The organism is Bacillus sp. CH_70, assembly GCF_038007045.1.
In the GTDB taxonomy this organism is placed as follows: Bacteria; Bacillota; Bacilli; order Bacillales; family Bacillaceae_G; genus Bacillus_A; species Bacillus_A cereus.
Genome location: NZ_JBBOWL010000001.1, coordinates 1,744,733 through 1,757,565, shown reverse-complemented (window position 1 = coordinate 1,757,565; position 12,833 = coordinate 1,744,733). Strand labels below are relative to the sequence as shown.

The following is a 12,833-nucleotide window of genomic DNA, read 5'->3' as shown; positions in this document are numbered from 1 at the left end:
GTTAATGTACTATGTATAACGTTACATATTCAATGGCATTTTCCATTCCTTCCTTTCATTCTAAAAAACTTTCTAATCATACTCGACTTATCCCATGCTATATTAAAAATACTACTATTCACAATATGCAAGGAGAAAACAATGAAAAAAACAGGCTGCTATAGCCTGTTTTTCTTTACGCTTCTTCTACTAATCTTCCCCTTCTCTTTTTACTCAAAGCTTTCCCTTCCCAAAACAACAAACTTACGAAAGCACAAATTAAAATAATTGGCACACTTGCTTTATATAAATCTGTAAAACTCATAGCCATCTGATTCTTGGCATAATGATTCACATCATTTGAAAATGTGAGTACCTCTTTCTTTATACTTTCCTCTTGTTTTTCAACTTCTTTTGTCACTTGCCTCATAACTTCTTCTCTTTTTACATCTCTATACTCTACTGGAACTTTTCTTAATATTTCATCCGTCTTGTCGCGAATCAATTCTTCCTTTTTCTCTTTACTTAATCCCATTGTCATTGCATTTTGTTTCTTATTTATATTCGACTCTAAACTTTGATTCTCTATTTTTTCTTTAGTCATTTGTAAAATTTCAGTTTGCTCAGCACTATTCACATGAATAGTACGCACCTTTTCTTCTGCATAACGATATACTTTTTCTTTATTTACAGTTAAATTGTGAGTTAAGTTAGAGACAAATATTGCGACTGCCAATACAATTCCGACTTGTCGTAACATTGATACAACACTTTGAGAAGCAGTTAACAATTCTCCTTCAAACGAAGACGCACTTAAAACTGTAATTGGCCCCACTACTAAACCATATCCAACACCTAATATCATACATGGAATAATAATTTCTATATTTGTTGAATGAACATCAATCATTTGCAACCAATAGTAGGAAAGCCCCATAATAAGAAATCCTGACAAAATAATAGTTACTTTTCCGAGTTTTTTAATTAAAGTTGCTGCAACTGGTGAGACAAAAAATATCATTGCTGAAATAGGTGTCACTAAAAAAGCCGCTTCAATTTCCGTTCGACCTTGTAGTTTCGTCAAGAACGTTGGAAGCAATACAGTAACTCCAATTAAAAATAAATTACTTAATATAACAACGATAGACGCTCCGACAAACATTCGATCTTGAAATAACTTTAAATTCACCATTGGATTATGAATCTTTCGTTCTACTAAAACAAATAGAATAAGAGAAATAGTGCTAATTGCATAACAAGACAAAGCAATATTACTTTGCCATCCCCATGTATTACCTTTTACTAATATGAGAGTAAATGAAAAAATTGCTGTGCTACTTAATAGTAGTCCTATCCAATCTATTTTTGAGATAATACGTTCTTCATTTTTTATTTGTAGCATGATGCAACATAACACGATTCCTATTATACAAACCGGAACATTAACGAAGAACACCCATCTCCATCCTAAATGTTGCGTAATAATTCCACCTATTACTGGTCCCATAGCAGCTGACAATCCTTGTGTTACTCCTAAAATTGCAAGCGCAACATGCCTCTTAGCTAATGGCATAGCTGATACACCAATTACCATACTTGTTGGAAATAAAATCGCTGCCCCAATACTTTGTATAAAACGAGAAAAAATAAGAAAATCACCTGTATTAGCAAAAGCGCAAAGTACCGATCCACCACCAAAAATCACCAGACCAAGAATATACATCTTTGCTTTTCCAAAGATATCAGCTATCCGCCCTAACGGAATGGCAAGTACTGCAATCGTCATTGTATAAACATTTAATACCCAAGACATCTTTTCTAACGAAGTATTTACACTCGATTGTATTGCCGGTAAAGCTATATTCATAATTGTCGTATCAATCATACAAAGAAAGATACCTAGACACATTAAAAAGACAATCTTAATACCCTTTGATTGCTCCATCTTTATATACCCCTTTATTTATTGTGAACGCGTTTTTCATTCTTCTGTTTTATTGTTTTCTTTCGCCTCTAACTCTTCTAATTTTTTCTTCAAAGTCTCCACTTGTGCACTATACGATGCAATACCTACATCTAGTGAAATTTCTTCGACGAAAGTAATACCTACTCTCCACTTTTCATATTTCAATCGAAGATCTGCAATGTACGCTTCTTTTCTTTCAATTTCATCTTTAATCCATTTTTTTATTGTTACATCATCACTATAGTTACCAAAATACATTCTCATTAAAAAATCCGAACGTAAAACATCCTTCTCTACAGGTGTCTGCATGTATTGATAAAATTCTTCACGCCCCTCATCTGTAATAAAGTACATTTTCTTATTCGGTTTTCCCTCTTGCATGACAACCTCTTTTTTTATTTTCCCTTCATTCTCCAATTGTCGTAACGTTGGATAAATCATTCCAAAACTTCCATCAAAAAAATGAGTAAATACGTCTTCAAACACAATTTTAATATCGTAACCAGACAATTCCTTTTGCATTAATAAACCTAAAACAACATCTCTTCCCTTCAAAGTAAAACCCCCACATAGTATATAATCAATAATCATATTAACAATGTTAATATGATTATTGATTATATACCTTATTCTGTTAATTGTAAAATGTTTCTAAATAAAAAAGCCCCATAATTTGGTTTCACCAATTCACAGGACCATTTTCTTTTTTACTCTTTAACACCTACATCTTGCAAAACTTCAATATCCTCTTTCATTTCATAATAATAAGAAGGCAATTCTATACCATGTTCTAAGAAATAATCCTCAATGAATGAAATAATGATTTTTAACGTTTTCACACGGGCATACAATTTATCGTTACTTTCAATAATATGCCACTTCGCATTTGGCTTACTTGTTTTTTCAAACATGTCTTCCATTGCTTCAACATATTCATCCCATTTTTCACGATTACGCCAATCTTCGTCTGTAATTTTCCATCTTTTCAAAGGATTTTTCTCTCTATCTTTAAATCTCTTTAACTGTTCCTCTTTACTTATATGGTAGAAGAACTTCCCTATTATGTAATGGTCATCTGTTAGTAGTTTTTCAAAATCATTAATCTCATCATATGCTCTCATCCACTCTTCCTTTGTAGCAAATCCTTCAACACGCTCAACTAACACACGACCGTACCATGAGCGATCAAAAATGGTGATTTGCCCGTACTGTGGAATTTTGCGCCAGAAACGTTGCAAATAATGGTAACGTTTTTCATGAGGTGCAGGTGCTCCAATTGGATTTACTTGGAACCCACGTGGGTCAAGATGTTCCGTCACCCGCTTAATTGCCCCACCTTTACCAGCCGCATCCCATCCTTCCATAACAAGCATAACCGCGATTTTTTCTTCTTTCAAAATTTGCTGTAATGCTAATAAGCGCCTTTGATATTTTTCGAGTTTCTTGTTGTACTTAGATTTTGATTCAATTTTTTTCGTTAAATCTACTTTAGCAAGATGTACATTTTCCATAAAACAAAGCCCCCTTGTTGTATGACAATGTTATTTTAACATATTTTTGGTAATTTTTTCATATCCTAAATAGCTGTGTAGAAACATCTCTACACAGCTTCCCTCTCTAATTTCACATATACAAGCACATTTAACTACATTAAAATAAATAATTTATACAGAATTCTTAGTATATTCTTTTTATTAAAACGTAAAAATAGCCCTTTTAAAAAGGGCAGTAATCTAAGTATAGAAAAAACAAATTTATTCTTTCTTACTTCATACGTAATTATGCTAGCTATAAGAGTAGTGAATAAGATATTGATTCACTACTCACAACAACCACTTTACATTATATGGTATATTAACTCATAAAAAGAAGATAATAACAAGTAAATCCATTAAAGAATGGGAGCTCTCAAAAAATGAAACGAAAAATATTAACTCTCTTTACGCTTATATGTTTAGCACTACCAATGCAAGCTAGTGCTTACACATTTCAGTCACTACCGATTGCATCAAAGTCTAAACAATGGTATGTCGAAATTGATAAATCTCATAACTCAAACAAGCAAGCAATCCAGCCGAAACAAGGTGTATTTGATACGTATAGTTTACTCGTAAAAAACATCGGTCATGATGTATCAAACGTATCCGTGGAAATACTTGATAACAATCCTACCTCTAAGGCTACCTTTAAACCTACTACACCTAATGAAAATATTTCTAAAAGTCATACAAGCTTTGACTACATGGTATTCCCATTAGACTTTAATAGTCATAATTTTAAAGTTGTGATCACTTGGGAAGAAAAGAATTTCTCTTATAACGGCCATCCGGTAAATGAAGGTAAAAAAATGAAACAAACATTTGTATTTAATGAAGAATAAGTCCTAATTTCTTTAGGGCTTATTCTTCTTTTTTGAAACCTGCTTGTATCGCTTCCGTCACTTCTTTTGTGATTTCTAATTTTGTTGCTTCCATACTAATTTTTTTGTGCCAAATATGTATGGAAGGCTTTTCATTACAAAGATGTTTTATTAATACTAGTTGATTATATGCTAAGTTATTTTCTATATAGGTCTAGCCCTCTTTTCCCATATAATCAATTAAATCGACGAATACTCGGTACAGACAATGCGATTCCAATTGTTAAAATTACTAAACTAGCTAGTGTTATAATAGTTATCTCGCCACCTATGACAGTAGCTAACCAGCCTACAACTACGTACCCTAATGGTAATAAAGCAAAAGAACCCAACATATCAAGGCTTGCCACTCTTCCGAACGCTTCTTCTGGTACAAGCTCCTGTAAACTCGTTTCCCAAATGAGTCCAAATATCATCATGCCGAATCCTTCAATTGCCATTAAGAATATTAAAGCAGGTGCCCAAGAAATGAATGGCATAATTAATAAAGCAATCCCACTAATTAAAACACCTCCATAAGCCAGTAATCCTCTCTTCTGCCACCGCTCTTTCCCACCAAATATTAATGCAGCAATTACAGCTCCACCACCAGAAAAGGCCATGCCAAGTCCATACACGTAAGCTTCAAAATGATGATGAACATTAAATAACCATGGAATTAATACGACGATAATGCCGGCATAACAAATATTTATAAAAGAAAAGACTAAAATTGTAATCCATAGCCAAGGATGACTTTTTAAAACGAAAACACCTGCCATAAACTCTTGTTTGTAATCAATGTTACTCTTTTCAATAGACTTTACTTTTTTAAACTTAATTTCTTTTAAAAATAATAAACATAAAAATGATAATAAGTACGTTGCTGCATCTAGTCCGAAACCTATCCCTGCAGATGCAACCGATACGATTAACCCACCAAGTGCTGGCCCAATTAATCGTATACCTTGATTACTCATTTGAGTGAGTGCGTTAGCTGCATTACGAATTTCAGGGACGAATACTTTCGCCCTTACAGCAGAATATGCTGGTTGGAATACCCCTTCCATAAGTCCGTATATGGCAACGAGAATATATAAAATCGTAATTGTTAATAAATCCATAAATATAAGCGATGCAAGTAATAGCATTAATATACAGCGGATTATATCCGTAAATAACATTAATTTAACCCGATCAATTCGGTCTACAACTAAACCCGCAAACGGTAAGGCAAGAATATTAGGTAGCATGTACATTGCCATCGTCATCCCCATTACAACTGTTGAACCAGTTAATGAATACACAACAACTGGGAGTATGACCATAGTTATCGAACTACCTAAGACCGAGAGTAATTGTCCAATCCATAAAAATTTAAAGTGTGGTGATACTTTAACCGGTAATAATAATTTACCAACATAACCCAAATTTTTCTCCTTTTGTATTTCTCCTTGCATGTCTCTCCCCTCTTTTCGAATGACTATAGAATTTATAATATATAACTGAAAATTTATAACATTCCATTTCTAATTATATAAGAAACAATTATGTTATGGTAAAATTATCAAAAAAATATAAAGGAGAATACATCATTATGCCTCCAAATTCACATAACATCGAACATCAGATCTATACAATGTGTATGATCCAACGTAACAATGAAATTTTACTCATAAAACGCCCCAGCCATCGAGGTTTCCCTGGCTACATCGCTCCTGGCGGCAAAGTAGATTTCCCCGAAAGTATCGTTCAAGCCGCTATAAGAGAAGTAAAAGAAGAAACTGGATTACTTGTTTCCAATTTAACTTTTAAAGGATTAGATGAATATGTCAATCCGAAAGATAATGTTCGATATATGGTATTTAACTATTGGACAGACTCATTTGAAGGTGAACTTCTTTTGAATCCTCCTGAGGGTGAATTATTATGGATACCAATCGATACAGCACTAAAGCTACCTATGCAAACTTGGTTTAAAGAAAGATTCCCATTATTTTTTGAAACAGGCACTTTTGAAATTCAACGTGTTTGGGATAATGAGCTAAATAAACAAATTTCTATGACAATTACCCATACATAAAAAAGCTTGGAAACCCCTCCAAGCCTTTCTTACTTCTGTGCAATTTTTTCAATCTTATAATGAATATGTAAAAATTCAAGTCCAAATAGCCACATGCTATGATGAGCTGTTAACATTTTATCCTTACCCTCTGTAATGATGAAAGTCTCTGCTAACGGTAAACGGATTGTTAAGAACCGAGTATGTAAATAAATCCCCTCATCTCCCTGGCCATTTTCTCTTAACTTACTAGTAATAATTAAATCATGATTATCATTACATAGCCTCAAAATACCAGTCATATTCGAATAAGGTAAAGGCAAGGCGATATTCATATATGTATCATCCTTATCTGTATGCTTTGAATAAAGAGCTACAAAAATAGATTCACCTGCTTCATTTTTCCTTAGCCAAGCCCTTACATTCTCTCTTCCATCTTCCTCATCCATTACACCAATGATAGAGCCATGCATCGTTTCCCACTTGTCGCCCATTCCTAAATGTATTTGTCCTACATGGTTGCTCATTTTCTCATAACAAAATGCAAATAGGCGGAACCAACGAGCCCATTTAATATTTGATTGCAACTCATACTCTGTTGTATTTTCATAAAAACGAATAATACTTAAAGGTACCTTCGTCACGTCAAATGACTCACTATGAAAATCAGTTATTTGATCAACTAAACCGTTGTATTCCTTACTGCCTACTAAATTGCCGCTATATAAAAAAGCCTCACCAATTGCCACACTTCCTCTTAATTTACTCATTGGTTTCCCATAGTATTTATAATTCGGAACACTCTTTTCGATCATCCAGCCGACAAATGCCGGTAACGCTACTCCAATTCCGTTGAAAACACCGTGAATCCAAACCATTTGAGCAATTGCAATCGTCATTACATGCTTCAAATTCCCGTATGAGTATATAAGTGAGAACATAATTGTAACCATGAGTGTACTAGACGAAACGATTAAAAGAATCTTTGCACTGATAGCATTAAATTTTGCTCTCCAAACGTAAAATCCATATCCATAAATCGCACATAAATATAGGAGCACTGCAAAAAATTCAAATATTCTCGAGTATGTAATTCCTATTGCAACTGTCATAGGTGAAATCATGATTATAAACATAATAGCATCGTATACTTTACTTCTCTTTTCTCTTTTTCTCCCTATTAAACCAGCTGATAATGGCAATAGAAACGCCGAATAATGAAAATGCGCTGCTGTGAGTAAAACAATGTCAGAGCTAAAATGCATAATTGAAAGTTTTGCTACTGAAGCAAAAAACCAAAAACCACCTAAAAACAAATAAATAAACGCACTATCTATGGCGATCTCTTCTAACGGCTTCCATCCTCTTTCTAGCAATCTACTTACACCAAATAACGCAACAATTCCTGTATATACAAACCAAACTAGCGCAAATACATTGTAATTTGTGACGAAAGCTAGCATTGCACAAATTGCTGCGATTGGATATAAAAACGATACGAATTTATAAAATAATAAATAAGATCCATCTCTTTTTCTTTTATCAATAATACAAAGTGACATTGGTATAAATAATAAAACAGATAATAATATAATTGCTTCAACAGGATTTGTATTCGACCGCTCACATAATAGAAAAACAACATAACAAGCAAGCCCAAATATTATATTTTTCATATCGTTTAGTTCCTTTCCATAAATGTTCCCTTATATGAAAAAAGCGAGCCAATTAACGGGTTTCGTACTTGTACATGAATTCGAAAACATTGTAGTTCATCATCATAACTTTCAACAATTTTTGCTTCACCATACAAAAATTTTGGTAACGGAATTTTTCTTCCAAACATATAAAACCATTGTTTCTTTGAAGAAATATGCATTGCACCTAACTCATCGATATGAAAATGCAGTGTAGAAACGAGTAAATGTGGTTCGCCAAAATAATCTACAATTTCATTTTCTTTTTCATCCAATTGCATAACTGCATTAAAATATCTTTTCTTATTATGAAAATAAAAAGTACGGTTCCACCTTACTAATTCTTGTCCATATTCATCTCGCTGAGCTATGTTTTGTATCGTAAATGGAATTTCCTCTCCTCGTTCCGAGAAAAACATTCGAAACTTCGATGCAATTTTTAATATAAATTTCACGAAAAAAGAGCCACCGTAAATTTCATCCATCTTTCCTTCACCTGTAAAACTATTCTCTTCTGTAATCGCATAACGCTTCTGCAATTCAGGATGAAGATTTTTATAGGTATCCCCTAATAATCGTTCATATATATTAGCCATACACTTATCCCTTTCTCGCCCTATTGCAATTTTTCGCTCTTGGTAAATCGAAACTATTTATATAACCGACAATTGATAACCCCATTAGAAGAACATTTAATGTAATCGGATTAAACGGCCCTGTAAAGCTTGCAATATTCGTAAATCCTGCCGCTAATGTTAAAACTAGTAATACAATAATATGCAGTATAAATAATTTTCGTTTTGTTATTGGCAACAGCCATACAACACCGAAAATTATTTCTAACACCCCAATTATTTTAAGTATATATACACTATTTTCATTTGAACCGATTAATACAGAAAGCATCTTTACTTCTTCTAAATGAGTAAAAAGTAGTTTTGGCACTATCCCTTGATATATCCATACAAAAGCAAATAAAAAACATACGAGCCAATACGTCATTGTTCTTCTAATTAGTAACCTAGGATGAAGCCCCTTTTCTAACCATAATTTTAAGGCATCAAAACTCCAAGCAGTCGCCCAACCTAATAACGGACGAAAAATATAGGAATCTATCACATTTCCTATACGACCAAATCTTGTATCATAATCATATTGTGTCTCAAAATGGATGTATTCTTTATTCGGCGTATACTTCCAATAACCACGTCCTATTTGAATAAGAGATAATGTATTATCCGTCCAAAATTTTAAAGAAGAAATTCTTTCACCAGTTTCTTTTCTTATTTCACCTATTGATTCCCCTTCTCCAGCTATTTCAAGCCCAAATCCAATCTTTGTTTTATACAAAAACTTCTGTGGTTCTCCTTCTTTTTTCTCTAAATACGAAATTTCAGTAAAGCGAGCATCCCACTCTGTATGTATATCTGGTTCTTGCGTATATTCCCATAATTTTCCCATTGTCGTGTTCATTTTTGTCGCAACATAAATAGGCTGTTTCCTTTTCATTCTCCCACCTCCTATGCACTATAAGTTTAATGTACATGCAATGAATTTATTTTGCTACATTTTTCACAAACTTCCTCAGAATAAAGAAAAAATTTTTAAAATATATATAAAACACTTGATTCCCCGAAAAATTTAAATTATTATAAAACAAATGTTACCAACAACTTCATAAATCAAACACTCTCGCCTAAAACGTGAGATAGAGGTTGCGATACTTATGAGTATTCTAATGGAGACACAGAGATGTCTATGAACTTAGATGAAAGGAAGTATTGCCGAAATTGATAAGTTTCTCTGCATTTATCAATTGGGGCTGTTTTCGAATAGAAACAGAACTGTCATATGTACAGACGTGTACGTATGAAGAGCTATCTACAAAAAAGAGATATCATTTTTTATGATATTCCTTTTTTGGCGGTTTTTTTATTAGCTCCGTTTTCTGTTTCCCTTTTCCTGTAACAGCACCATCCTCACTTATTTGAGATGGTGTTTTTTGTTTGTCTTTCTGGTAACTACAGGAGTATTGGGATTTATATATTTCCTAATCTATTCTTAAAAATAGACGAAAGAAGGAATTTGTAATGGAAACAATTGTTCAAAAATTTGGTGGCACTTCTGTCGGAAGCGTCGAGCGCATTCAACATGTAGCAAATTTAATTATTGAAGAATATGAACGAGGTCATAGCGTTGTCTCTGTCGTTTCAGCAATGGGAAAAAGCACGGATGAACTTGTCGCACTCGCTAACGCAATTACAGAAAATCCAAGTAAACGCGAAATGGATATGCTTCTATCGACAGGAGAGCAAGTAACTATTTCATTATTAACGATGGCACTACAAGCAAAAGGGTATAACGCGATTTCATTAACAGGATGGCAAGCTGGTATTACGACAGAATCTGTACATAGTAGTGCACGGATTACTGAAATTAATACAGATCGAATTCAGTCTTATCTTACTAAAGGCACGATTGTTATTGTAGCTGGTTTCCAAGGAGTCAGTAAAGATTTTGAAATTACAACGCTTGGGCGAGGTGGTTCTGATACAACTGCTGTCGCATTAGCTGCTGCACTAAACGCAAAAAAATGTGATATTTACACAGATGTGACCGGCGTATATACGACGGATCCACGAGTTGTAAAAGATGCTTATAAATTAGATGAAATTTCTTATGACGAAATGTTAGAACTTGCAAACCTCGGTGCTGGTGTATTACACCCGCGTGCTGTTGAGTTTGCTAAAAATCATAATGTCATTTTAGAAGTTCGCTCAAGTATGGAACAAGAAAACGGAACAATTGTAAAAGGAGAATGTAACATGGAACAACAATCAATCGTTAAAGGTATTGCATTTGAAGATAATATTACACGCATCACAGTGAAAGGATTAGAACAAGGTTCACTTTCAACTGTTTTCTCTACATTAGCAGCGGCACATATTAATGTAGATATCATCATTCAAAGTATTACAAATGAAGGAACTGTTCATCTCTCCTTCTCCATCCATTCTAATGATTTAAGAGAAACATTAGAAGTATTGGAACAAAATCAAGAGGCACTTCACTATGAAACAGTAGAATATGAAAATCATTTAGCAAAAGTATCAATCGTAGGATCTGGCATGGTATCTAACCCTGGTGTCGCTGCAAATATGTTTACTACTTTAAAAGAAGAAGATATTCATATTAAAATGGTAAGTACATCAGAAATTAAAGTGTCTGTCGTTATTGACCGCCTTCATTTAGTAACAGGTGTTGAGGCACTGCATCAATCATTTATGGCGAAAATTGAGCCTTTAGTGCAAATGAGCTAATTTGATATGCTCAGTAACACTTATAAAAAAATCATATTAATCTACTTCCTTCCTAATTAAATAAAAGCTGTTCGTTAACAAGATGCTATATGACATATAAAAAAACACCTTGTCAATTTTTCCTATACTGTGACAAGGTGTTTTTGACTGAAAGGAATTTGTAACTACTTAGTAGTATAATTATGAGGATGATTAAATAATGAACTTTTATACATAAGGAGATAAGACTATGGCAAAAAACAAATTACTACGAATGGACAATGTCAGCATCGTTGTAGAATCTCTTGATAACGCAATCTCTTTCTTTGAGGAGATTGGCTTGAATCTCGAAGGTCGAGCCAATGTCGAAGGTGAATGGGCTGGTCGCGTAACTGGACTCGGTTCTCAGTGCGTAGAGATCGCTATGATGGTCACTCCAGATGGCCACAACCGAATTGAACTTTCGCGATTTCTCACCCCTCCTACTATAGCAGATAACCGAAAAGCTCCTGTAAACGCCCTCGGTTATCTACGCGTCATGTTCACCGTTCAAGATATTGACGAAATGGTATCGAGACTCACTAAGCATGGTGCAGAGCTCGTTGGCGAAGTAGTTCAGTACGAGAACTCGTATCGTCTCTGCTACATTCGTGGAGTCGAAGGAATTTTAATCGGTTTAGCGGAAGAACTCGGTAATAAATAAGCAAGTGACGTTTTATAAAAAGGCACTATCATTGAATAAAACGTAGACTCTTAAGCGATTTTATTATTATATTTTGAACCCCGTCCTAGCTTTAGAACGGGGTTATGCTTGTTTGAGCTTTTAAAATTAAATAACTTTATCATCATTTTACATATAGATTTCAAGGATCTACCCAAATAGCTTTCATATTACCGATATCCCAAAATCATTATAATACAATGAAAATATTCATTATACCCTTTCCTAGGAAATATAACTAACTCTTCTCACTTTTTATCACATATATCTTTTCGCTCTTTCTCTTGAAAAAACGATCTATATTCATTCAAAATAACTTTCTTCACATTCGAATAAAAAACCATCATGAATAGTGCAACTCCTAATACAAATACTTGTATTCCTTCATAATCAATGAATGCACTCATAATTAGCAATCCAAACCCAATATAAAAACCAAAATCATTCTCTTTCTCAAAATCCTCATCTTCTTCATCAATATGTATTTTTTCTTTAATATTCTGTTTCCCTTTTATCAACTCATCTAGCGTAACATTATACATTTCGCTCAGTAAAATTAAATTATCAATATCAGGATAACTTTTATCATTTTCCCATTTGTACACTGCTTGCCTCGTCACACCAATCTTTTTAGCAACATCCTCTTGCGAAAACCCCTTTGATTCTCGTAGTTTTTTTAGCTGCTCTCCTATGCTCATAACGTCCCCTCCT

At 33.7% G+C, this 12,833-nt stretch carries 12 protein-coding genes and 1 riboswitch; of the genes, 4 read left to right on the top strand and 8 right to left on the bottom strand.

Features of this window, described 5'->3' with window-relative positions:
* Positions 1-175: 175 nt before the first annotated feature.
* The 3 genes from N2V79_RS09090 to N2V79_RS09080 form a co-directional block, all read right to left on the bottom strand.
* Entirely contained in the window at positions 176-1,924 is a 1,749-nt protein-coding gene (locus tag N2V79_RS09090; protein WP_340719790.1) for an MDR family MFS transporter, read from the bottom strand.
* Positions 1,925-1,960: 36 nt separating this feature from the next.
* On the bottom strand, positions 1,961-2,500 hold the full coding sequence (locus tag N2V79_RS09085; RefSeq protein ID WP_000678346.1) for a PadR family transcriptional regulator: 540 nt from the start codon (positions 2,498-2,500) through the stop codon (positions 1,961-1,963).
* A gap of 152 nt (positions 2,501-2,652) precedes the next feature.
* A complete protein-coding gene (locus tag N2V79_RS09080; RefSeq protein ID WP_016124383.1) occupies positions 2,653-3,456 on the bottom strand; it encodes a polyphosphate kinase 2 family protein in 804 nt (267 codons plus the stop codon).
* A gap of 404 nt (positions 3,457-3,860) precedes the next feature.
* On the opposite strand from N2V79_RS09080, the gene N2V79_RS09075 reads away from it, so the two are divergent.
* Positions 3,861-4,325 carry a hypothetical protein gene (locus N2V79_RS09075; protein ID WP_000823337.1) on the top strand — a complete coding sequence of 155 codons (465 nt, stop codon included), beginning with the start codon at positions 3,861-3,863 and terminating at the stop codon, positions 4,323-4,325.
* Positions 4,326-4,540: 215 nt separating this feature from the next.
* Here N2V79_RS09075 and N2V79_RS09070 read toward each other — a convergent pair whose 3' ends face one another.
* Positions 4,541-5,803, bottom strand: coding sequence for an MFS transporter (locus tag N2V79_RS09070; protein WP_340719789.1), 1,263 nt, complete (start codon positions 5,801-5,803; stop codon positions 4,541-4,543).
* A 137-nt stretch (positions 5,804-5,940) separates the two neighbouring features.
* Here N2V79_RS09070 and N2V79_RS09065 point away from each other — a divergent pair, with 137 nt between their 5' ends.
* Positions 5,941-6,426 carry an 8-oxo-dGTP diphosphatase gene (locus N2V79_RS09065; protein ID WP_197241824.1) on the top strand — a complete coding sequence of 162 codons (486 nt, stop codon included), beginning with the start codon at positions 5,941-5,943 and terminating at the stop codon, positions 6,424-6,426.
* A gap of 29 nt (positions 6,427-6,455) precedes the next feature.
* Here the strand turns inward: N2V79_RS09065 and N2V79_RS09060 are convergent, their stop codons facing one another.
* Genes N2V79_RS09060 through N2V79_RS09050 form a run of 3 tightly spaced genes read right to left on the bottom strand, consistent with a single transcriptional unit; the run spans position 6,456 to position 9,611 of the window.
* Positions 6,456-8,081, bottom strand: a complete 1,626-nt coding sequence (locus N2V79_RS09060; RefSeq protein ID WP_327886891.1) for a YndJ family protein — start codon at positions 8,079-8,081, stop codon at positions 6,456-6,458.
* 5 nt (positions 8,082-8,086) lie between these two features.
* Positions 8,087-8,698 carry a DUF4166 domain-containing protein gene (locus N2V79_RS09055; RefSeq protein ID WP_327886892.1) on the bottom strand — a complete coding sequence of 204 codons (612 nt, stop codon included), beginning with the start codon at positions 8,696-8,698 and terminating at the stop codon, positions 8,087-8,089.
* Between the two features lie 4 nt (positions 8,699-8,702).
* Entirely contained in the window at positions 8,703-9,611 is a 909-nt protein-coding gene (locus tag N2V79_RS09050) for a DoxX-like family protein (RefSeq protein ID WP_089170781.1), read from the bottom strand.
* Between the two features lie 192 nt (positions 9,612-9,803).
* Positions 9,804-9,990: riboswitch (Lysine riboswitch) on the top strand.
* Between the two features lie 202 nt (positions 9,991-10,192).
* Between N2V79_RS09050 and N2V79_RS09045 the strand changes: the two genes are divergently transcribed.
* Entirely contained in the window at positions 10,193-11,422 is a 1,230-nt protein-coding gene (locus N2V79_RS09045) for an aspartate kinase (protein WP_197241828.1), read from the top strand.
* Positions 11,423-11,651: 229 nt separating this feature from the next.
* Positions 11,652-12,104 carry a VOC family protein gene (locus N2V79_RS09040; RefSeq protein WP_075719494.1) on the top strand — a complete coding sequence of 151 codons (453 nt, stop codon included), beginning with the start codon at positions 11,652-11,654 and terminating at the stop codon, positions 12,102-12,104.
* Positions 12,105-12,370: 266 nt separating this feature from the next.
* On the opposite strand, the gene N2V79_RS09035 is transcribed toward N2V79_RS09040, so the two are convergent.
* Positions 12,371-12,820 (bottom strand): helix-turn-helix domain-containing protein, encoded by a 450-nt coding sequence (locus N2V79_RS09035; protein ID WP_023521645.1) that lies wholly within the window; start codon positions 12,818-12,820, stop codon positions 12,371-12,373.
* Between the last annotated feature and the right edge of the window lie 13 nt (positions 12,821-12,833).